This window comes from Cohnella baijiui, from assembly GCF_020731285.1.
Taxonomy (GTDB): Bacteria; Bacillota; Bacilli; order Paenibacillales; family Paenibacillaceae; genus Cohnella.
Genome location: NZ_JAJFOW010000057.1, coordinates 1 through 20,954, shown reverse-complemented (window position 1 = coordinate 20,954; position 20,954 = coordinate 1). Strand labels below are relative to the sequence as shown.

Below are 20,954 nucleotides of genomic sequence, written 5' to 3'. Positions count from 1 at the left end.
TGCGGCGCTTCGCATCACAAGTAAAAACGGCTTTAGGGTAAAACTTATACATGCTGGATGACCAAAAAACAGCCCTCGGCACGTTCCTCGCGGAACGGCCCGGGGGCTGCTGCTTTTCATGAGGCGCTTAGTTGTCGAAGTTAAACAGCGGCGTGCTCAGGTAGCGCTCGCCGTTCGACGGGACAACCGCGACGACGCGCTTGCCGGCGCCGAGCTCCTTGGCGACTTTGAGCGCAGCAAAGATCGCGGCGCCCGAGGAGATGCCGCAGAGGATGCCTTCGTTCTTGGCAGCCGTGCGAGCCGTCTCGAAGGCGTCTTCGTTGTCGACTGCGATGATCTGGTCGTAAACGTCGCGGTTCAGGATCTCCGGCACGAAGTTGGCGCCGATGCCCTGAATCTTGTGCGGTCCCGCTTTGCCTTCGGACAGCAGCGGGGACGCGGCCGGCTCGACAGCGACGATCCTCACGCCCGGGAAGCTCATCTTCAGCACTTCGCCCGCGCCGGAGATGGTGCCGCCCGTGCCGATGCCGGCGATGAAGGCGTCCAGCTTGCCGTCGAGGGAATTGATCGCTTCGACGATCTCGGGACCGGTCGTCTCGCGGTGGATCTTCAGGTTGGCCTTGTTACGGAACTGATCGGCCAGGAAATAGTCCGGGTTTTCTTTCAAAATTTCTTCGGCTTTCTTCACCGCGCCGTTCATGCCTTCGGAGCCCGGCGTCAGCACCAGCTCTGCGCCGTATGCGCGAAGCAGGTTGCGGCGTTCCAAGCTCATCGTTTCCGGCATGACGATCAGCGCGCGATAGCCCTTGGCGGCCGCGACCAGCGCCAGTCCGATCCCGGTGTTGCCGCTCGTCGCTTCGACGATCGTGCCGCCCGGCTTCAGCTTGCCTTCTTTCTCCGCTTCTTCCACGATGCTGAGGGCGATCCGATCCTTAACGCTTGCACCGGGGTTTTGGTATTCCACTTTAACGTAGATTTCCGCGCTACCTTCCGGTACGATTCGGTTCAGACGCACCAGCGGCGTATCCCCGATTAAGTCGGTTACGTTCTGCACGATCCTTGCCATGACGTATTCCCTCCTAGTGATTCAGCGGACGATATCGCCCTGCAGCTCTTAATCCGACTAAATCAGTCGGTATTCACATGATCTCATCTTATCAATGTTAGTAGAGATTGTCAATAGCCGCTGCGCCCAATGCACTACGAGCGCAGCGAAGGATCCAGGACCTTGGCGCCATACTTGTCCAGCAACGACTGCTCCAGCTCCCCGAGCGGAATCGCCTTGGCTAGCGCCAGCTGTTTGCGGGCTTCGGCGCGGGCCTCGTCGGGCGCCATGGCGCGCGTCTCGTCGCGTCCGCTCAGCAGCACCAGTTCATAGCCGGACGCCGTGCGCACGGGTCCCGTAATCTCGCCGACGCCCAACTGCGAAGCCGCGGTCAGCAGCGTCGGATCGAGGAATGGGTCGTTATCCTCCACCCAGCCCAGCTCGCCTCCGCTCGCCGCCGTGTCTTCGTCGGTCGAGTAGCGCGACACCAAGTCGCCGAAGTCCGCCCCCTGCTCCAGCTGCGAGAGCAGGTCTTGCGCCTTGGACCGCTTGTCCACTACGAGGTGGGCAACCTTAAGCCGCACCCGTCCGGCAAATTCCTCTTGGTGGTCCCGAACGTAGCGGTCGATCTCGGTCTCCGGCACCTGCACCGTGCGGATCGCAAGCCTTTCCAATTGCAGCCGGTACTTCGTGTCCTTGCGCACCTCGTCCGGGCTCATGCCCAGCTGCTCCCGCCTCGCGGCGTAGAACTGCTCCTCGCTGTCGTAGCCTTCGCTCATCTTGCGCAGCTCCTGCGCCACGTCCTCGTCCGATACGACGATGTCTACAGCCTTCGTCTCCCGCTCCACCGCCATGCGAAGCATGAGGACGCGCAGCGTCTGTTCGCCATAGGACGACAAGAGCTGGTTCAGCAACTGCCCGCGAAGGATCGGCTCGCCGTCCACGATCGCCACCGGGTCCTCCGACAGTCCGGGGGCGCCCGACGGCGCAAGAGGGGTCGGGCCCGAGCCGGATGGAGTCGGCGCTTCCGCACGATCCGCCGTGCAGCCCGCTTCGACCCCTAGCGTACACGATAGGGCGAGCAGAACGATCGGCTTCAGCAGCAGCCGCTTCGTCCGCCTCATGGCCATCATCCCCCGTTTCTATTGCGACTTGGCGCGTTCCAGGACTTGCATCAATTCGGCTTTGTCGAACTGGTAGGTCTCATTGCAGAAGTGGCAGTGAATCTCAGCTTGACCGTCTTCGTCGATCAGCTTGCGCAGATCCTCCTCGCCGAGGCTGATCAGCGTGCGTTCGACGCGCTCGCGCGAGCATTGGCACTGGAACCGGGGCTGGATGGAGTCGTGGATCACGATATCGTCGCCAACGAGGAAGCGCAGCAGGCCTTCCGCCGTCTCGCCTTGGTCCAGCAACGCCGTGACGTGGGGCATCGCGGCCACCGCGTGCTCCAGGCGCGTGAGCTGCTCGTCGCTGATGCCCGGCAGGACCTGGACGATGAAGCCGCCCGCGTGCAGGATGGAGTTGTCCGTATCGACGAGGACGCCCAGCCCGACGGCCGAAGGCGTCTGCTCCGAAGCGGCGAAGTAATAAGTGAAGTCCTCGGCCAGCTCGCCCGAGATGATCGGAACGCTGCCGCGGTAAGGCTCCTTCAGGCCGAGATCCTTGGTGACGTTCAGGAAGCCGGTCTTGCCGACCGCGCCGGCGACGTCGAGCTTGCCCAAGCTGTTGCTCGGCAGATGAACATGCGGATAGTCGACGTAGCCCCTCACTTCGCCCACGGCATTGGCGTCGATGACGATCTGCCCGATCGGTCCGTCGCCTTTGACCTGTACGGTCAGCTTCTCCTCGCCCTTCAGCATCGTGCCCATCATCGCGGCTGCCGTCGCGGTCCGTCCCAGCGCGGCCGAAGCCGTCGGGTACGTGTCGTGGCGCCGCTGCAGCTCGCGGACCAGATCCGTCGTCTTGGCGGCGAAGACGCGAATCGCGCCGTCCCAGGCCGTACCTCTAATCAGTTCGTCTTTCACGAAGTCATCCCTTCTTTGCTTCTATAATAGTCGTTCAAAGATTGCGCTCGTAAATGATCCTCAATCCCTCCAGCGTGAGCAGCGGATCGACCAATTCGATCGATTCGGACTCGCCCGCGATCAGCTCCGCCTGTCCGCCCGTTGCGATGACGCGCGGCCGCACGCCCTGCTCGGCGGCGATTCGCTTGACGATGCCGTCGACTTGTCCCGCATAGCCGTAGATAATGCCGGACTGCATCGCGGAAACCGTGTTGCGGCCGACGACGACGCGGGGCTTGGTCAGCTCGATCCGCGGCAGCTTGGCCGCGCGCTGGTACAACGCTTCGGCGGAAATGCCGATGCCCGGCACGATCACGCCGCCGAGATAAGCGCCGCCCGCGTCGATGTAGTCGAACGTCGTCGCCGTGCCGAAATCGACCACGACGAGCGGCGTCCCGTAATGCTCGATGCCGGCCACCGCGTTGACGATCCGGTCGGCGCCGACTTCCTTCGGGTTCTCGTAGCGGATATTAAGCCCCGTCTTGATGCCCGGTCCGACTACAAGCGCCTCGCGTCCGACGTACTTTTGGAACAGCCGCTCGAGCGTCGGCATGAGCGGCGGCACGACGCAGCCGAGGATGACGCCGTCGATATCGGCGGCGCGGATTCCCGCGATTTGGAACAGGTTCGTGATCAGTATCCCGTACTCGTCCACCGTGGAGGAACGGTTCGTGCTGAGCCGCCAGTGCTGCTTCAGCGTCTCGCCGTCGTACAGGCCGAGCACGATATTGGTATTCCCGACATCGACGACCAGGATCACGCCGGTTCCCCCTTCTTGATCTCGTTCAGGTCCAGGCTGATATCGAGCGCCTGGAACGAATGCGTCAGCCCCCCGACGCTGATGACGTCGACGCCGCTGGCCGCGATCTCGCGCACCCGCTCCGGCCGAATGCCGCCCGACGCCTCGAGCACGATATGCGGCGCGAGCTCCCGCAGCCGGGCCGCCGCTTCGCGCATCTGCTCGGGCGCCATATTGTCGAACATGACGATATTCGCCCCGGCCTCGGCCGCTTCGACCGCCTGCCCGAGCGACTCGGCCTCGACTTCGATCATCATCGTATGCGGCACGCGGCGCTTGGCCGCCTCGACGGCGGCGGTGATCCCGCCCGCTGCCTTGATATGATTGTCCTTGATCATGACGGCGTCGTAAAGCCCGAACCGGTGATTGGCGCCGCCGCCGACGCGAACCGCGTATTTTTCCAGCGTCCGGTGGCCGGGCGTCGTCTTCCGCGTGTCCGCGATGCGCACGGAGAAGCCTTCGGCCGCCGCCACATATTGCCGCGTCTTCGTCGCGATGCCCGACAGACGCTGCATCAGGTTCAGCGCGAGGCGCTCGCCCGTCAGAATGCTGTGCGTCGAGCCCTTGACGACCGCGATGACGGTGCCGCTCTCGATCCATTCGCCATCCGTCGCCTGCTTGTCGAACGACAGCGTCGGATCGACGATCTCGAACACCATCCGCGCGAGCGGCAAACCCGCGATCACGCCCGCTTGCTTGGCGTGGATGATGCCCACCGAATAATGCCCCTCCGGCACGGTCGCCATCGTGCTCACATCGCCGCTGCCGATATCCTCGGCCAGCCACGCGCGTATTTGCGCGCGGACGGCTTCGACGGCCGGTCCGCCGATGCGCCAGTCACTTTCCCGTTCAAACATGGCTGATAACCTCCTCGCCGATGCCTTGCTCCCGATGCAGCACCGTATGTTTGCGCCAGATCAGATCGTCCCTTTCCGGGAAGTCCTCCCGGTAGTGCGCTCCCCGGCTTTCCTCGCGGGCGAGCGCCGCCTCCATGACCAGCAGCGCGCAGGTCAGCAGGTTGGCGAACTCCAGCTCCTCCCGCTTGGAGAGGTTCGTCTGGAACAGCGGCAGCTGGCGCCGCAGCTCCTCGAGTCCTTTGTTCAGTCCGGCCGCGTCTCTGCGGAGACCGGCGAAGCGGACCATGACCTTCTGCAGCTTGAGCCGCCGTTCGACGATCGCACCCGAAGGCACTCCGACGCGCTTGGGGCCGACGCTTGCGGACGAGAGCCGCCCGGTCGGCGGACCCATCGCGTCGATTCGCTCGACGATGCGCTTGCCGAAGACGATCGCCTCGGAGAGCGAGTTGCTCGCCAGACGATTCGCGCCGTGCACGCCGGTGGACGATACCTCGCCGCAGGCGAACAGCCGGGAAATGCTCGTCTCCCCGTGCAGGTCGGTGCGCACGCCTCCCATCATATAATGGGCAGCCGGCGCCACCGGAATCCAGTCCGTCGTCATGTCCAAGCCGTAATTCAGACAGAATTCGTAAATATTCGGGAACCGGTGCCGGATGAGCTCCGGCGATTCGTGGGTGATGTCGATGTAGACGTAGGTCGACTTGGTCGCTTCCATCTCGCTCAGGATCGCCCGGGCGACGACGTCCCGCGGCGCGAGCTCGAGCTGCTCGTGGTACTTTTCCATAAAGCGCTCCCCGGTGATGTTGCGAAGCACAGCGCCCTCGCCGCGCACCGCCTCGGAAATGAGGAAGCGCGGCGCGCCGGGATAGCAGAGCGACGTCGGGTGAAACTGGTTGAACTCCATGTCCCGGATGATCGCTCCGGCCCGGTAGGCCATCGCGATCCCGTCGCCGGTCGCCACCTCGGGATTGGTCGTATACCGGTAGAGCTGGCCCGTGCCGCCCGAGCAAAGGATGGTCGCCTTGCCGCGCACGACGACCCGCGAGCCGTCCGGCTTCTGCACGATCGCGCCGTGGCAGACGCCGTCCTCGGTCAGCAGATCGAGCGCGAAGTGGTCGTCCCAGATCTCGATGGCGGAGCTGGACTTCACCTTGTCGGCCAGCGCGCGCACGATCTCGAAGCCGGTCGCGTCTCCGTTCGCATGCAAAATCCGGCGCTGGCTGTGAGCGCCTTCCTTGGTCAGCGCCAGTTGACCGTCTTCCTCGTCGAAGTGCGTGCCGTACCGGATGAGCGCCTGCACGCCTTCCGGCCCTTCATGCACAAGAACGTCGACCGCATCGGAGTCGCACAGTCCCGCTCCGGCGATCAACGTGTCCTGGCGATGAAATTCGGGGGAATCCTCGTCGGAGATGACGGCGGCGATTCCCCCTTGGGCGTAGCGCGTATTGCTGTCGAAGAGCGACTTCTTCGTAATCATGAGTACGCGATTGCGCTTGCTGGCCTTGATTGCGGCGAACAGCCCGGCAATGCCGGCGCCGATGACGATGACGTCCGTCTCGACGACCGGCAGCTTTTCCAGATCGAAGTCGACGATATAGCGTGGTATCATGACCGGTCCCCCCACCCGTCCGATTACTTCACGAGGAGCATGCGCTCCAGCGAAGCCCGCGCTTTGTCAGCGACATCCTGCGGCACATGGATTTGCGGCTGCATCGTTTCCAGCGCGCGAACGACCTTCTTCAGGTTGTTCACCTTCATGTTCGGGCAGACCAGAAACTTGCTCGCGAAATGGAACGTCTTGTTCGGGCTGTCGACCCGCAGCTGATAGCCCGTGCCGTCTTCGGTCCCGACGATGAACTCCTGATGGCTGGACTCCCGGCAGTATTTCAGGATGGCGGTCGTGCTGCCTACGAAGTCCGCGAGCGCCACGACTTCCGGACGACACTCCGGATGGACGACGAACTGGGCGTTCGGATGCTTCGCCTTCATCTCGTAGACATCCTTCACGGTGAGCATGTCGTGCGTATTGCAATAGCCTTCCCAGATGATCATCTTCTTGTCGGTATGCTGCTGCACGTAGTGCCCCAGGTTTTTGTCCGGGCACCAGATCACTTCGTCGCTGTCGACGGAGTTGACGACCTTGACCGCGTTGGCCGAGGTGCAGCAGATGTCGGTCTCGGCCTTCACGTCCGCCGAAGAGTTGATATAGGTGACGACCTTGGCGTTCGGATGCTTGGCTTTCAGTTCCCGCAGGCCGATCGGGTTCACCATGTCCGCCATCGGGCAGCCCGCGCGCTCGTCGGGGACGAGGACGACCTTGTTCGGCGCGAGGATCTTGGCGCTCTCGCCCATGAAGTGCACGCCGCAGAACACGATGACGTCTGCGTCCGTCGCCGCGGCCTTCTGGGCAAGCAGGAACGAATCGCCGCGGAAATCCGCGACTTCCTGAATCTCGTCCCGCTGATAATAGTGAGCCAGAATGATGGCGTTGCGTTCTTTTTTCAGCTCAAGCAGCCGCTCGCGCAATTCGCGGTTTTGTTCCGCTTTGCGTTCCAGAGCCAAAGCTTCCATTGTGGGTTCTCCTCCCTACGGCCTGAACTTTCCGGGGACTGACGTACGGCGCTTGGCGCGTACGGTATATCGCCAGCGTTCTGCGCCGGCTCGGCGCAACGCAAGTTCGGGTCGCATTCCATAGTTTGTGAATCTAGGCACAAAGGTTGGGACAACCTTGCTCTCCCTGCGTAAAGAAACGGCCCCGCCACTCGCCGCCGATCGGACATGACGTCCTGCGCGCAGTCCATCGGACGGGAACGGCTCGCGAACGGAGCGGATCGGCCGATCCATGCGGCGGCCGCCGATCCGCATCGCAGCTACTTCGCAGCGCTAGATGTGGCTGTTTAACAATAAATTTACACGCGTAGGGAGGGGCTGTCAATGAATGTTCCTATATTCATTCCAATGATTTTCGTGCATTCCGATGGACATTCTCCCTGTCGCGGAACTTCGTTCCGGTCTGCATTGTCTAATATAGGGAGGTAATGGGTTTGACGGAAACGCATTGGGCGTACGCCGAGCGGATGGATGCCGCGGGACTGCGCGATCTGATGCTCGCCTACGGCCAGGATGTATGGAATCTGGCCTTCATCCTGACGCGAAGCCGCGACCTGGCGGATGACGTCTCCCAGGATGTGTTTCTCAAAGCATACCGAACCATCGGCACCTTCCGCGGCGGCTCGTCGATCCGGACGTGGCTGCTCGCGATCGCGCGCAATACGTCGCTGAATGCGAAACGGACCGCCTTTATGCGGCGGACGATCCTGATGGGCCGGGTGGCCGACTCCCGGTCGAGTCCGTCCGCGGAGCAGGAGGCGCTCGCCCGCCGCGTCTCGGACGAGATCTGGATGCAGGTGCTCGCAATCCCCTACAAGCTGCGGGAGACGCTGATCCTGCAGGCTAAATACGAGATGAGCATACGGGAGATCGCGGAGCTGCTGGGGATCTCGGAAGGCACGGTCAAGTCCCGGCTGGCCCGAGCGCGTCGCCGGATGATGGATGCCCGAGAGGAGGTTGAGCAGGATGCCTGATCGCGAGCCGGAGTGGTACCGGCGACTGCGGGGAAACCCGCTGCAGGAGCCGGGATTCACCGAAGAGCAGATGGACCGGATCGAGCGGCTGGCCGGGGAAAGGTCGGGCGCTTCGCGAAGGAGAACCGAGTCGAGGAACGTGCGGAGGTCGAGCGGAATGGAACGGGAAGGCGGGGAGCGTTCGGAAATGGGGCGAAGCCGGAACGAGACGAACGGTCCAGCAGCGAACGAAACGGAATCGGCAACTGGAGATAGAGTCGGAGAATCGCATGGCTACGGCGAGTCGAGGCGCGGAAAATGGTCCGGCGGAATGGAACCTGTGGCCGGGAGCGGAGACAAAGTCCGCACCGGCGCCGGAGACGGACGAACCGGACGCAGACCGCGTAGGATTCGACTCCGTGCAGCCGCCGCGATCGCGCTGGCCTCGGTTCTTCTCGCGCTCGGCGTCTGGCGCTTCGGGTCGGGCGGGGCGGACCCGGCGGCGCCGGGACCGTCCGCGACGCAGACCGTGCCCGGCGGTGGTACGGCGACGACGCCGGTGCAAACGCCGACGCCGCAGAGCCGCCTTGGCGAGCCGATCGCCGTCCTTCAGCTGAAGGGGATGCTGGCGGAACAGTTGCCTTTCTCGGCCGAGGACGTCACCGGATTCGAAATTTATGCTGCGCGGAGCACGCAAGCGCTGACCGTGCCGAAAGAGCGAACGTATGTGCTGCTGCAAAACTTGTATAACCTCGATTTGAAGGCGGCCGGGATGACGGGGGTCGGTCCCGATCATTATCTGGGGTCCTCCGAATCCGCTACGCTTCGAATTCAAACCAAAACGAAGTCCTATACGCTGGATTACGACCTGGCCACCAATACTTACGGGGCATTTGGCGGCACTGTGTTCCGTTTCTATGCCGACGATCAGGTTTGGCTGCTCATGCAGGGATTGCTGAACGCCGGTTCCATTTGGGCCGAATACGACCGGCTGTCCGAGCAATCGCGCATCGAAGCCGAAACCCGCAGCAACGCCGACGAGCCGGTCAGCAAAGCCTATTCGCCCGAGCGTTTGCAGGTGGCCGGCAGCGACTACAACGGATGGGAGAAGCAATTCCTTCCCCTGTCGTCCGGCATCCGCATCAACGACAGTTATATGGGGACGTCGAGCCTCATTCAACAGCTCGGGAACGACGAGCCGGAGGTGCTCCGCGTCGGCAACGCTATCGTCTTTGCCACGGACGCGAACAAGACCTCGGACGGCGTCGGCGTCGGCCTCACCCGGGACGAAGTGATCCGGAAGCTCGGCGAGCCGAATGTAAAGACGAACACACGGTGGGACTACCGAATCGGCGACTACTTGAAGTTTCACTTGTTATTCGAGGACGACAAAGTCCGATTCATGACGCTTACGATGCCGTTTTAAGACACGTTGAATCGACGAATGTGCGTATGTAAACTACCTACATGGGCCATCGGCGGACTAACCAGACGGATGTACGTATGTAAACTACCTACATCGGCCGTCGGCGGACTCATCGGACGAATGTGCGTATGTAAACTACCTACATCGGCCACCGGCGGGCCCGTCGGACGAATGTACGTATGTAAACTACCTACATCGGCCGTCGGCGGGCTTATCCGACGAATGTGCGCATGTAAACTACCTACATCGGCCGTCGGCGGGCTTATCCGACGAATGTGCGTATGTAAACTACCTACATCGGCCGTCGGCGGACTCATTGGACGAATGTGCGTATGTAAACTACCTACATGGGCGACCGGCGGGCCCGTCGGGCGAATGTGCGGCCAATAACTCCCTAAGTTTGGGGCCGTATATACGTTTCAACCGACATGCCTCCGAACCACTCCGCTGCCGCCCACCAAAAAAACCCGCTATCCCGGCCGGCCTTCGGCCGAGGGATAGCGGGTTTTCTTCTGTACGAATGTTACTTCGGTTCGCCTTCGCCGTCGTCGCGGCGATGGTCCGGATTGGGAGGCGTGCCCTCTTCGTCGCGGGATTGGATGCGCACGCGCATGTTGCCGCCCAGTGTATCGATGATCGGCTCGGTCTTCGGCTCCTCGCCTTCTCCACCGCCGTCGTCTTCGCTCACTTCGAGGTTGCCTTTTTCGATCAGCGCCTTGATCTGCTCGAGCTCGAGCGTCTCTTGCTCCAGCAGCGTGTTCGCGAGCAGATGCACTTCGGCGCTCTTGTCGGTCAGCAGCTTTTTCGCTCGGTCGTAGCAAGATTGGATGATCGACTGCATCTCTTGGTCGATCTCGTATGCGATGGCATCCGAGTAGTTCTGCTCATGGCCGAGGTCGCGGCCCAGGAACACTTGGCCTTGGGTCTGACCGAACTGCATCGGCCCGAGCTTGTCGCTCATGCCGTATTCCATGATCATGCTGCGCACGATACCCGTCGCTTGCTTGAAGTCGCTGTAGGCACCGGTGCCGATCTCGCCGATGAACAGCTCTTCGGCGACGCGGCCGGCCAGGAGCCCGGTGACTTTGTCGAGCAGCTCCTGCTTCGTGACCAGCATGCGGTCTTCCTTCGGCAGCATGATAACGTAGCCGCCCGCGCGTCCGCGCGGAATGATCGTCACCTTGTGCACCATGTCGGCATGCTCCAGGAAGAAGCCTACGATCGTATGGCCGGACTCGTGATACGCGACGATCCGCTTTTCGCGGTCGCTGATCACGCGGCTCTTCTTCTCGGTACCGACGATGACGCGGTCGATCGCTTCGTCGACTTCCTGCATGGCGATGTCCTTCTTGTTCTTCCGGGCGGCGAGCAGCGCCGCTTCGTTGAGCAAGTTCTCCAGGTCGGCGCCGGTGAAGCCGGTCGTCCGCTTGGCGATCGTGTTCATCTTGACGTCCTTGGCGAGCGGCTTGTTGCGGGCATGAACCTTCAGCACCGCTTCGCGGCCCTTGACGTCCGGACGGTCGACCGTAATCTGGCGGTCGAAGCGGCCCGGGCGCAGCAGCGCCGGGTCGAGGATGTCGGGACGGTTCGTCGCCGCGACGATGATGATGCCCTCGTTCGCGCCGAAGCCGTCCATCTCGACGAGCAGCTGGTTCAGCGTCTGCTCGCGCTCGTCGTGTCCGCCGCCGAGGCCTGCGCCCCGCTGACGGCCGACGGCGTCGATCTCGTCGATGAAGATGATGCAAGGCGCGTTCTTCTTCGCGTTTTCGAACAGGTCGCGGACGCGGGACGCGCCTACGCCGACGAACATTTCGACGAAGTCCGAGCCGGAGATGCTGAAGAACGGTACGCCCGCTTCGCCCGCTACCGCGCGCGCAAGCAGCGTCTTACCGGTACCCGGAGGACCCACCAGCAGGACGCCCTTCGGAATGCGGGCGCCGAGCGCCGCAAACTTGCGGGGATCCTTCAGGAATTCGACGACTTCCACCAGTTCCTGCTTCTCTTCATCCGCGCCGGCCACGTCTTCGAACGTGACCCGCTTCTTCTCTTCATTATAGAGACGGGCACGGCTTTTGCCGAAGTTCATCACTTTCCCGCCGCCGCCCTGCGCCTGATTAATCAGGAAGAAGAACAGGATGAACATGATCACGAACGGGATGATCGAAGTGAGGAAGGTCAGCCAGAAGCTTTCGCCCTGCATTTGCTTGTTCACAACGTCAAAATTCTGCTTGAGACCCGCTTCGGAAATCATATTGGCTTGCTGCTCGGTCAGAGCGACTCGGCCAGAGAAGGTATCCGACTTGTGGCCGTCCGGTTTGGACTTGTAATGGCCGGTTACCAGGTACGTGCCGCGATCGACTTGCAGGGTCAAATCCTTGATATTGTTCTGCTCAATCGCTTCGATGATTTTGTTGTAAGTAAGTGGCTCGGTCGTCTCGTTCTTGCTAATGAAGAACTGGACGATCCCGACGGTCACCAAGAAGATAAGCAAATAAAAGCCTGTGTTTCGGATAATCCGATTCATCCCTGACCTCCTCCCGACACGCTTACATCATTTTACCATAGCCTGTCTTGGCATCTCAATAGAAGGCGCCGTTGGCGCGAAAGCATGGGCGACTGGTCGGCGATTAACGATTCGAGTACACTTCTGGCTTCAGGACGCCGACGTAAGGCAAATTGCGGTAATGCTCCGCATAGTCAAGACCGTATCCGACCACGAACGCGTCCGGAATGACGAATCCGGTATAGTCGGCGTTCAGATCGACCGTTCTGCGGCCGGGCTTGTCGAACAAAGCGACGACCCGGACGGAGTGCGCGTTGCGGCGCTCGAGGACGTCGATGAGATAGCTGAGCGTCAGTCCGCTGTCGATGATATCCTCGACAATGACAATGTCGCGGCCTTCGACCGACGTATCCAGGTCCTTGACGATCTTCACTTCGCCCGACGAGCGGGTCGAGTTGCCGTAGCTGGAAACGGCCATGAAGTCGAGCTCGATCGGGACGGTGATGTTTTTGGACAGATCCGCCATAAAAATAAAAGCGCCTTTGAGCACGCAGATGACGAGCGGATTGCGTCCCTCGTAATCGCGGCTGATGGCAGCGCCGAGCTCCCTTACCTTCGATTGGATCCGATCTTCCGAGTAGAGTACTTCTTGAATGTCGTTCTGCAATGCGGGGACCTCCCAGTCCGAATTAATACACGGTATGATGGCTTGACGAAGTTCATGTCGCCGTATCGTCAACCGGCTCCGGTCCGCGGGGGAACGGTACGCATTCGACGCGAATCACCGAGCGCGAGGCGGCATCCGGCACGGCGTGCCGGGAGCGTCTCAGCCCGGGAATCCACAGGATGCGGTCCGCGCCGTCCGTGAGCAGCGGCCGCTGATCGCGCTCGGATCTGGGGATCTTGGCGTCAACGAACATATCTTGCACTTTTTTAGAGCCGTTTAGTCCCATTGGGGCCATCCGGTCTCCAGGCTTGCGGTTGCGAATGACAAGCGGCCATGCAAGCTCCGCTTCGTCAAAAAAAGCCTCCCTGCGGGAACCCGGCAAAGAGGTGCGGGGTCCGTCCATGCGGCGAACCCGGAACACCACGCCCGATTCCGCCACGACCACATCCGTATCGGCCGCCGTCACCTGGTAGGCGAACGGGGCCTGCGACGGCCGCGAGGGCCCGATATAAGCGACGTCGTACTCGCGGATCAGGACGATATCTGCGCCGACGTCCATCCGTACGACAGCGGGAGAGTCGGCGGCAATCGCCGCCGCCGCGTCCTCCACCCGCTCGAAAGGCAGAGAGGAGCGCGGTCCCGCAAGACAATCTAATATTAGTTTAATCGTCCTGCGTTGTAAAGCAACGTGGAGGTCCCGGAATCTACGGCATTCGAGCGACCAGCCTGCGCCGTCGCGAACGGCCAAATCGGAGAGCGCTCGCCCGGCCTCCCCGTCGAGATAATCGTGATCGGCCGACGCCAGCTCCGCGAGCCGGATCAGCGTTCCCCGCAGCTGCGGGTTGAAGCGCTCCAATAGCGGCATCACCTCGAGACGAATCGCGTTGCGGAAGTAGTGCGGGTCGGCATTGCTGCTGTCCGTCACATAGGGCACGCCGTAGCGCTCATCATATAATAGAAGCTCACCTTTGGTAATACGCAGCAGCGGGCGAATCAGTTCCAATTCCTTTTCGGCGCGCCGCATGGGAATTCCAGCCAGTCCTCCGATGCCGCTGCCGCGAAGCAGGCGCATGAGCACCGTCTCGGCCTGATCGTCGGCATGATGGCCGAGTGCGATCGTGCGGGCTCCGTATCGCCGCGCGACCTCGCGCAGAAACGCGTAGCGCTTGTCCCGGGCGGCCTCCTGGGGACTCAGGCCGGTCTCCGCGATGTAGGCGGGCACGTCGATTAATGCGATCTCGCACGGTACGCCCCATTCTTCGCACACCCGGCGCACGAACGCCGCCTCGGCGTCCGACTCCGTGCCGCGGAACCGATGATTCACGTGGGCAGCCGCAAGGCCGATGCCAAACTCGTCCGACAGCGCCCGCAGCAGATGCAGCAGCGCCATCGAATCCGGCCCCCCCGATACGGCGGCCACGACGCGTTCACCCGGGCGCAGCCAGCCCTCCCGCCGGAACAGCGCCCTCATGCGGTCCAGGAGATCGCTCCCCGTCTCCACCGGCTCGTCCTCCAATCTAATGTAGAAACCAGATGACTGCCGCCGTGCCGCAGAGCAGGACGGAGGCAGCCAGCAGGCCGGCCATCCAGCCGGGGACCTGCCCTTCGCGAGCCGTCTTCGGATGCGCCGCCGCGTGCACCAGCGCGCGCCAGTATTCGCCGGCCTCGCGGGCATGCTGGAATCGGCCGTACAACGCCCGGTCCAGCCACGACTCCATCGGCTGCAGCGTCGGATTCGTCCGCACCAGCTCCACGAGCTCGCGCGGGTGCCGGTTCTGCGGAAGCAGCGTCCGCGTCAGTTGAAGCAGGCGCTTGCCGTCTAGCGCGTGAATCCAGAGCACGGCGACCGCGAACACGTCATAAGCCGGGTCCGCCGTGCGGCTCCCGGCCGCCCAGTAGCCCCGGTCGTAGATCTCCGTAAACTGCCGGACGCCGCGGCCGATACCGGTCGCGCCGCCGTAGTCCACGAGGGCGACCCGCCCGTAGTCGGAGACGAGGACGTTGTCGCTCTTCACGTCCCCGAACACCCAGCCCGCCTCGTGCAGTTCGGCAAGCCGCTCCAGCAGTCGGTAGCCGATCACGCCGAACCACTGCGCCCCGTGCTGTCTCAAGTACGTCTTCACGGGCGAGCCCGGCACGTACTGCATCGCATAGAACGGGAACCTGCGCCCCTGCAGCTCGGCATCGTCCACGTCCAGCAAAAAAGGCGGACGCCTGCGCTCCCGCTGATCCAGCGAGGCGAGCACGTTCGCTTCCGCTTGGAGATCCTCGGTCTCCTTGCCGATCTTCACCGCGCAAGTCCGGCTCCCGTTCGAAGCCAGATACACTTGCCCGTTCGCCCCGAGGCCGAGCAGGCGCTCGAGGCGATACCGCTTGCCGTTCCACTTGCCTCGCAATACCGTTCCAGGCGGCAGTTGCTTCTCAGACGACGTAATCACTCCGCACCCCGCCATTATCGTCACGCTTGATCAGCGTTGTTGGTTGCTGCGGTTCTGTATTGATCTTACCACAAGTTTCCCGGAAAAACTCTACCACGCGCAAAAGGGCAGGTCCCGTCGGCGTCGTCCCCTTCATCCGCAGCTTGGCAAAGATCGCGCCCAGGCGGCTCGGAGCGTCCGTCCAATCCAAATCGAGCATACATGCTTCATTGGACAGTTCCCCCGGAAAATGAAACACGGCGACAGCGCTCTCGCCTTTTCTCGCCTGCAGGCTCAGTCCCAGGTCCCGGATCGCCTCTTCGACGGCCGCCAGCTTCGGCTTCATGCTCCCGCTCGCATCGATCAGCAGCGCGACCCGCAGCGGCGAGTTTTCGCTCAAGTCCTCCATGACGCGTACCACCTCGGCGCGCTTCGCCGGCGGCAGCTCGGCGACCGACTCTACGCCCAGCAGCTGGCGCAGCTCCTGGTTGACGGCTTGGCGGATCGTGCCTTGCACCGTCTGGCGCGTCATCATCTGCACCGTTTGTGAGAGCAGTCGGGTGGAGACGATGCGGCTCATCCCGCCGCCCGCGCGCGCGATCTCGGCGATCTCGACCGCGCCCTGCTCGCCTACGCTGCCATCGTCTACGACGCCCGCCACGTTTACCGTAATGCCCTCGGCATAGGCCTGGGCCGCCGCGATGACGGGACTCTCCCCTACGTTCGAGCCGCCGTCCGTGATCAACAAGATTTGATTCATTGTCGCGCACACTCCTTGTCTCTTTCTCTCTCAGCATTGTCGCCAAGTGCTGCGAGATTTAACCCCCGGCGCGAGAGAAGGGAAACTGCCGTAAGGGTGAGGAGGGGATTTGTCACAGATCCGGAGGCTGCTTTGTCTAAAGAGTGAAAGCCACATTTATTGTCCATATGGAGGGAAATCCTATGCAAACGAGATTTTTCTATCGCGAAGCCAATCCCGAAGCCTTCGAGGCGCTGTTGGCCTTGGAACAGTTCGCCTCGAGCCGAGGCATCGAGCCTGCCCTTTATTCACTGATCAAGCTGCGCGCCTCCCAGATCAACGGCTGCTCGTTTTGCGTCGATATGCATGCGAAGGAGCTGATGAAGCACGAAGACGGCCTCGACCGCATCGTCCTGCTCCCCGTCTGGCGGGAAGCGCCGTGCTACACGGACAAAGAGCGGGCGGTGCTGGACCTGACGGAGCATGCGACCAAGCTATCGGAGGCTGGCGTGCCGCAGGACGTGTACGAGCGGGTTCGCGAATTCGTAAGCGAAAAAGAATTCGTCGACCTGATCATGGCGATTAACGCGATCAACAGCTGGAACCGGATCGGCGTCTCGACCGGTGCCTTTCCGGGCTGCCTGATCGGCTGAACCTGCGCGGCGGACGCAGATGCAGTATAATTGAAGGAAATGGAAAGTTTCGGAGGGGTCCGGTTGAAAGAAGGAAACGCGTCTCCCGTCGATTGGGCCGGCTGGTACGAGACTTATCGGACGCAGATGTTCCAGCTCGCCTACCGCCTGCTCGGCACCGTGGCAGACGCCGAAGACGCGGTCCAGGACGCGTTCGTCTCGCTCCAATCGTCCGCTCCCGCCCCGGATGGCGCCATTCGGCACCCGAAGGCCTATCTGAGCAAAGCCGTCGCCAATCGCTGTCTGAACGTCCTCAAGTCCGCCCGGCGGCGGCGGGAATCGTATGTCGGGGAATGGCTCCCGGAGCCGATCGTGGAATCGCGGTCGGCTCTTCCGCATGAATCGGCGGAGATGGACGAATCGGTGTCGTATGCCATGCTCGTGCTGCTGCAGCGCCTCTCCCCGGTAGAACGAGCCGTCTTCGTCCTGCGGGAGGCGCTGCTGTTCGAGTATGCGGAGGTCGCCGAGATGCTCGGCAAGTCGGAGGCGAACTGCCGGCAGCTGTTCAGCCGGGCCAAGCGCAAACTAGCGGACCGGATCTCGACGCCGGCGCGCCTCGCGGCGGAGAATGCGCTGGCGGAGGCGCCTATGGATCGTGAACAGGCGGTCCCCTCGGAGGCGGGAGGCGAAGCGGTCGCGAAAGGCGAAAAAACCGGGCCGCGCGCGGCTGCTCCGAAGGAGGCGGGGCAGACGGGCATGGCTTCGGCGGAGCCGTGCGCGGACTTGCCTTCCGCCCGGACCGCTCGGCCCGGCGCGGACCGGGCGGAAGGACGGCTCGGCGGGAAGGAGCCGTCGGCGGACGCCCCGCTGTCCTATGCGCGGGAGGAGGAGCTGGTCCGGCGATTCGTGGCCGCGTTTCGGAACAGCAACGTGCGCGAACTCGCGCGCCTGTTGAGGCAGGACGCGGTGCTGACTTCCGACGGCGGCGGCAAGGCGCGCGCGGCGATCAAACCGATCTACACGCGTCCGCGAATTCTCGCCCTCCTCGCCGCAATGAAGTCCAATTCGTATCTGCATGGGGTGATGACGGTTGTCCGGATCAACGGCCGGCCGGGCTTCCTCATTCATGTCGACGGAACGCTGCGGGCCGTCGTCTGCTTTCGCTGGGACGCCGGCGTGAAGGATGCGGCAGCGGAGCCGGCGCTGACCGACGTTTATTTCATCGTGAACCCCGACAAGCTGCCGCCGCTGTAGAACCCAAAAAACCGGGCCGACGACGGGCGAACGAACGCCCGGCCGCCGGCTCGGTTTATGCATGGAAGGGGAAGGTCGCCCTTATATTCGGGATTACGAGGTATTACGACGTACGACGACGGGTTACGACTAGCGACAGGCCGTCTCGACCTCAATCTCGTGACGAACGAAGTCGACGCTCCGCCTTTTTCGTTGTAGATATAGCGGTTGCGACAGCTGTAGCGAAAGTTTCTTTCGTTGCAGCCGCGTATTCAAGGTTTGAAAGTTTCTTTCGCTGCAGCAGCAGAATCGGGTTTTGCGGGGGTTACAAGTCCCCCTCCGGGTAGAATCCCTGCTCCTTGGCGTAGTTGCCCCAATGGGGACTCCGACCGTCCACGTCCTTGATGCCGTAACGGTCGGAGAGCCCCCAGGAGGTGAAGACGCCGCCGGTCAGGGCGTGCAGGTCCGGATCGGCGGCAAGCGCCGCCAGCCCCCGCGCGGCCAAGTACGGCGTCTCCGACATGATGAAATGCGGATCGGCGCTTACCGCATCCCGCCATGTCTCCTCCGTCACGCCGAAGTGATCGAGCATCGCCTCCGAACGCAGGAAGCCCGGGGTCAAGGCGACGGAGGTCACCCCGTATGGCTTCAGATCCTCCGCCATGCCTTGCGCCAGATGGATCGCGGAGATCTTCGCCAGGCTGTAGTACAGGTTGCCGCGGTAGCGGTAATTCCAGCCGTCCGTGATCTCGACGATCAGCCCGCGCCCTCTGGCCGTCAGGAGCGGAGCCGCGTAGTAGCTGGTGATCATATGCGACCAGACAGACCGCTCTTGCATTTTCAAGCCATTGCCTAGGTCATGCTCCCAGAACTTCCGCTCCCAATCGGACAGCGGATCTCCGCCCCAGACGTCGTTCACCGCGATGTCCAGCCGCCCCATCTGCTCGGTCGAAATCCGCTCGAAGAGCGCCCGCACCTGCGCCTCGTCCGTATGATCCGTTCGGACGGCGATCCCTTGTCCGCCTCGGGCGGTCACCATCTCCGCCGTCTCGTCGATCGTCTCGGACCGCCCGAGATCGGACGGACGGCCCCGGACACTCCGGCCGCTGCAGTACACGGTCGCTCCCGCTTCGCCCAGCGCCACGGCGATCGCCCTGCCCAACCCTCTTGTCGCGCCCGCGACGACGGCTACCTGCCCCTCCAACGGTGTTGCTTGCGTCATATCCATTCTCCTCCCGGATGAAGATAATGCTAGTGTACTTCAACAATCCGGACATCCATTGTCATATATCAATGGTACAATCAAGGTAACGCGCTCAAGAGGAGGCAACCCGATGCGAGCCGACCGGCTGATCCATATTCTGAACGAGCTTCAATCGCGCGGCCGCGCGACCGCGCGCGAGCTGGCCGCCAAACTCGAAGTGTCCGAACGCACCATCCACCGCGACATGGAGGCGCTCTCCGCGAGCGGCATCCCCGTCTATGCGGAACGCGGATCCCGCGGCGGCTGGGTGCTGCAAGAAGGGTACCGCACCCAGCTGACCGGGCTGACCTCGTCCGAGATCCGGGCGCTGCTGCTGCTGCAGACGTCGAGCGCCGTGACCGACCTGCGACTGCCCGGAGACACGGCGAACGCGCTCCGCAAGCTCGCCTCCGCCCTGCCCCCCGCGGCACGCGACGAGGCGGCCTTCGCCAGGCGGCACCTGCACGTGGACGGGGCGCCCTGGCGGGCGCCGCATGCCCCGACACCGCACCTCGCCGTCATCCAGCAGGCCGTGTGGGAGCAGCGAAGCCTCCGCATCCGCTATGCGACGCAGGGTCCCGAGCCAAAGCCGGAGCGGATCGTGTCGCCGTGGGGACTCGTCGCCAAGCGGCATACCTGGTACTTCGTCGCCTGTACCCCGGGCGAAGAGCGGGATGCTGCGGATGCCGCCGCCGGCGATGCCGAGTACGGGCTTCGCACCTACCGGGTCTCCCGCGTCGAGGAAGCGGAGCTGCTCGCGGACCGCTTCGCCGTGCCCGACGCCTTCGACCTGGCCGCATGGTGGACCCGGTCGACCGAGCGGTTCCGCGCGGCGCTGCCGGTGTATGTCGCGGGCGTCCGCATTCGCGAAGACGCGCTGGAGCGGCTGCGCCGGGAGCCTTATGTGCATATCAAAACCACCCAGCCCGCGGAAGGCGGGTGGGTGGATGTCGAAGCCGATTTTCACACCGAGGATTCGGCGCGGACGCTGCTGCTCGGATATGGCGGCTCGGTCTTCGTCCGCTTCCCGGAGCCGCTCCGCTCGTCGCTGGTCGGCGAAGCGAAGGCGCTCCTGGCGCTGTATGCCGGACCCGATTCACCTCCCCAGGACCAAGGCCAGATGTAGGTCTGATGCCCGGCCGAATGGTCGTTGCTATTGTTCATCATGACTGCACCCTCTGTGCCGAAAAGCCAAAAAACGATACTCACCCCCAAGATATCTCCGCATCTCTGCCTTATGTAGAAACCCGTCTGCTGGGTACGCTTCGCGAAAAAAGAAAAACGGTACGGACGAGGAGAAGCGATTGGCGGCTGCATGGCGATCCTGCGGCCCGACGCGAATGAGGCGTCGGACCGTCGCATTCGAATGCCTGGGCCGGGAGGGCCGGGCGCATCATCGCCCGGCCGCGGCGCGAGCGAATGGGCTCGCGGCAGGTTGCCCGGCTTCCGCTTCTGCTGGCAGGCCCGCATCTGATCGGGAGCCGTTAACGGACGGCGGACTCAGTGCCCTCTTGCGGCGGACCCGTGATCGAAACGTCCGCCTCCTGTCTGGCCTGCGCGCTTCCCGCCTGCGCGGACGGAGGCGCTCCTCGCCGCGCGACGAACGGTCCGGCCGGCATGCGCTGCACGCGCACGAGCGCTCTTCGGCGCGCCTTGCGGCTCGGCGCCGCTTGGCCGGCGGCGGCTGTCTCCCCGGCCGCCTGCCACAGGGCGGGCGCAGCCTGACGGGCCGCCGCCTCCGCGCCGTCCGTCTGCGGCGCCGACGCC

The 20,954-nt window shown here is 63.1% G+C and carries 20 protein-coding genes; 5 read left to right on the top strand and 15 right to left on the bottom strand.

Going from position 1 to position 20,954, the window contains the following annotated elements; translation table 11 throughout:
- Nucleotides 1-127: 127 nt before the first annotated feature.
- From cysK to nadA, 7 genes are all read right to left on the bottom strand, one after another.
- Nucleotides 128-1,066 carry a cysteine synthase A gene (gene cysK, locus LKX83_RS29660; RefSeq protein ID WP_227886494.1) on the bottom strand — a complete coding sequence of 313 codons (939 nt, stop codon included), beginning with the start codon at nt 1,064-1,066 and terminating at the stop codon, nt 128-130.
- A gap of 134 nt (nt 1,067-1,200) precedes the next feature.
- Complete coding sequence (locus tag LKX83_RS29655; RefSeq protein WP_227886492.1) at nt 1,201-2,169, bottom strand: peptidylprolyl isomerase; 969 nt, start codon at nt 2,167-2,169, stop codon at nt 1,201-1,203.
- An 18-nt stretch (nt 2,170-2,187) separates the two neighbouring features.
- Nucleotides 2,188-3,069, bottom strand: a complete 882-nt coding sequence (hslO, locus tag LKX83_RS29650) for an Hsp33 family molecular chaperone HslO (protein WP_227886490.1) — start codon at nt 3,067-3,069, stop codon at nt 2,188-2,190.
- A 34-nt stretch (nt 3,070-3,103) separates the two neighbouring features.
- Nucleotides 3,104-3,868, bottom strand: a complete 765-nt coding sequence (locus tag LKX83_RS29645; protein ID WP_227886488.1) for a type III pantothenate kinase — start codon at nt 3,866-3,868, stop codon at nt 3,104-3,106.
- On the bottom strand, nt 3,865-4,764 hold the full coding sequence (gene nadC / locus LKX83_RS29640; RefSeq protein ID WP_227886486.1) for a carboxylating nicotinate-nucleotide diphosphorylase: 900 nt from the start codon (nt 4,762-4,764) through the stop codon (nt 3,865-3,867). The genes LKX83_RS29645 and nadC overlap by 4 nt, the downstream gene beginning before the upstream one ends.
- On the bottom strand, nt 4,757-6,373 hold the full coding sequence (gene nadB / locus LKX83_RS29635; RefSeq protein WP_227886484.1) for an L-aspartate oxidase: 1,617 nt from the start codon (nt 6,371-6,373) through the stop codon (nt 4,757-4,759). The genes nadC and nadB overlap by 8 nt, the downstream gene beginning before the upstream one ends.
- A 23-nt stretch (nt 6,374-6,396) precedes the next feature.
- Nucleotides 6,397-7,335: a quinolinate synthase NadA gene (gene nadA / locus LKX83_RS29630; protein ID WP_227886482.1), complete on the bottom strand. Its 939-nt coding sequence runs from the start codon at nt 7,333-7,335 to the stop codon at nt 6,397-6,399.
- Nucleotides 7,336-7,808: 473 nt separating this feature from the next.
- On the opposite strand from nadA, the gene LKX83_RS29625 reads away from it, so the two are divergent.
- A complete protein-coding gene (locus LKX83_RS29625; protein ID WP_227886481.1) occupies nt 7,809-8,348 on the top strand; it encodes an RNA polymerase sigma factor in 540 nt (179 codons plus the stop codon).
- On the top strand, nt 8,341-9,753 hold the full coding sequence (locus LKX83_RS29620) for a hypothetical protein (protein WP_227886478.1): 1,413 nt from the start codon (nt 8,341-8,343) through the stop codon (nt 9,751-9,753). Before LKX83_RS29625 ends, LKX83_RS29620 begins: the two co-directional genes overlap by 8 nt.
- Here the strand turns inward: LKX83_RS29620 and LKX83_RS29615 are convergent.
- The 6 genes from LKX83_RS29615 to LKX83_RS29590 all read right to left on the bottom strand — a co-directional run bounded on the left by LKX83_RS29615 (nt 9,750) and on the right by LKX83_RS29590 (nt 16,100).
- The gene (locus LKX83_RS29615; RefSeq protein ID WP_227886476.1) at nt 9,750-10,070 is read right to left on the bottom strand and encodes a hypothetical protein; all 321 of its coding nucleotides are present in this window, start codon (nt 10,068-10,070) and stop codon (nt 9,750-9,752) included. The genes LKX83_RS29620 and LKX83_RS29615 overlap by 4 nt on opposite strands.
- 206 nt (nt 10,071-10,276) lie before the next feature.
- Nucleotides 10,277-12,277 (bottom strand): ATP-dependent zinc metalloprotease FtsH, encoded by a 2,001-nt coding sequence (gene ftsH / locus LKX83_RS29610; RefSeq protein ID WP_227886474.1) that lies wholly within the window; start codon nt 12,275-12,277, stop codon nt 10,277-10,279.
- Nucleotides 12,278-12,380: 103 nt separating this feature from the next.
- Entirely contained in the window at nt 12,381-12,923 is a 543-nt protein-coding gene (gene hpt, locus LKX83_RS29605) for a hypoxanthine phosphoribosyltransferase (RefSeq protein WP_227886473.1), read from the bottom strand.
- Nucleotides 12,924-12,975: 52 nt separating this feature from the next.
- Entirely contained in the window at nt 12,976-14,424 is a 1,449-nt protein-coding gene (tilS, locus tag LKX83_RS29600) for a tRNA lysidine(34) synthetase TilS (RefSeq protein ID WP_227886471.1), read from the bottom strand.
- A 16-nt stretch (nt 14,425-14,440) separates the two neighbouring features.
- Complete coding sequence (locus LKX83_RS29595) at nt 14,441-15,361, bottom strand: serine/threonine protein kinase (RefSeq protein WP_227886469.1); 921 nt, start codon at nt 15,359-15,361, stop codon at nt 14,441-14,443.
- A complete protein-coding gene (locus LKX83_RS29590; protein WP_227886467.1) occupies nt 15,345-16,100 on the bottom strand; it encodes a vWA domain-containing protein in 756 nt (251 codons plus the stop codon). The genes LKX83_RS29595 and LKX83_RS29590 overlap by 17 nt, the downstream gene beginning before the upstream one ends.
- Before the next feature lie 182 nt (nt 16,101-16,282).
- Here LKX83_RS29590 and LKX83_RS29585 point away from each other — a divergent pair, with 182 nt between their 5' ends.
- Nucleotides 16,283-16,732, top strand: coding sequence for a carboxymuconolactone decarboxylase family protein (locus LKX83_RS29585; RefSeq protein ID WP_227886465.1), 450 nt, complete (start codon nt 16,283-16,285; stop codon nt 16,730-16,732).
- Nucleotides 16,733-16,795: 63 nt separating this feature from the next.
- The gene (locus LKX83_RS29580; RefSeq protein ID WP_227886463.1) at nt 16,796-17,965 is read left to right on the top strand and encodes a sigma-70 family RNA polymerase sigma factor; all 1,170 of its coding nucleotides are present in this window, start codon (nt 16,796-16,798) and stop codon (nt 17,963-17,965) included.
- Between the two features lie 304 nt (nt 17,966-18,269).
- Here LKX83_RS29580 and LKX83_RS29575 read toward each other — a convergent pair whose 3' ends face one another.
- Nucleotides 18,270-19,166: an SDR family oxidoreductase gene (locus LKX83_RS29575; protein WP_227886461.1), complete on the bottom strand. Its 897-nt coding sequence runs from the start codon at nt 19,164-19,166 to the stop codon at nt 18,270-18,272.
- Between the two features lie 112 nt (nt 19,167-19,278).
- Between LKX83_RS29575 and LKX83_RS29570 the strand changes: the two genes are divergently transcribed.
- Nucleotides 19,279-20,313: a helix-turn-helix transcriptional regulator gene (locus LKX83_RS29570; RefSeq protein ID WP_227886459.1), complete on the top strand. Its 1,035-nt coding sequence runs from the start codon at nt 19,279-19,281 to the stop codon at nt 20,311-20,313.
- Between the two features lie 358 nt (nt 20,314-20,671).
- On the opposite strand, the gene LKX83_RS29565 is transcribed toward LKX83_RS29570, so the two are convergent.
- Nucleotides 20,672-20,954 (bottom strand): hypothetical protein (locus tag LKX83_RS29565; protein ID WP_227886457.1); only part of this gene is annotated, 283 nt, incomplete at its 5' end.

Bases quoted from the DNA above. Each gene is read 5' to 3' on its own strand.
- LKX83_RS29585 (WP_227886465.1), top strand. From the start codon at position 16,283: ATGCAAACGAGATTTTTCTATCGCGAAGCCAATCCCGAAGCCTTCGAG.
- ftsH (WP_227886474.1), bottom strand. From the start codon at position 12,277: ATGAATCGGATTATCCGAAACACAGGCTTTTATTTGCTTATCTTCTTG.
- LKX83_RS29570 (WP_227886459.1), top strand. From the start codon at position 19,279: ATGCGAGCCGACCGGCTGATCCATATTCTGAACGAGCTTCAATCGCGC.
- cysK (WP_227886494.1), bottom strand. From the start codon at position 1,066: ATGGCAAGGATCGTGCAGAACGTAACCGACTTAATCGGGGATACGCCG.
- LKX83_RS29655 (WP_227886492.1), bottom strand. From the start codon at position 2,169: ATGAGGCGGACGAAGCGGCTGCTGCTGAAGCCGATCGTTCTGCTCGCC.
- LKX83_RS29590 (WP_227886467.1), bottom strand. From the start codon at position 16,100: ATGAATCAAATCTTGTTGATCACGGACGGCGGCTCGAACGTAGGGGAG.
- LKX83_RS29615 (WP_227886476.1), bottom strand. From the start codon at position 10,070: ATGAGTCCGCCGACGGCCGATGTAGGTAGTTTACATACGCACATTCGT.
- LKX83_RS29620 (WP_227886478.1), top strand. From the start codon at position 8,341: ATGCCTGATCGCGAGCCGGAGTGGTACCGGCGACTGCGGGGAAACCCG.
- nadA (WP_227886482.1), bottom strand. From the start codon at position 7,335: ATGGAAGCTTTGGCTCTGGAACGCAAAGCGGAACAAAACCGCGAATTG.
- nadB (WP_227886484.1), bottom strand. From the start codon at position 6,373: ATGATACCACGCTATATCGTCGACTTCGATCTGGAAAAGCTGCCGGTC.
- nadC (WP_227886486.1), bottom strand. From the start codon at position 4,764: ATGTTTGAACGGGAAAGTGACTGGCGCATCGGCGGACCGGCCGTCGAA.
- LKX83_RS29575 (WP_227886461.1), bottom strand. From the start codon at position 19,166: ATGACGCAAGCAACACCGTTGGAGGGGCAGGTAGCCGTCGTCGCGGGC.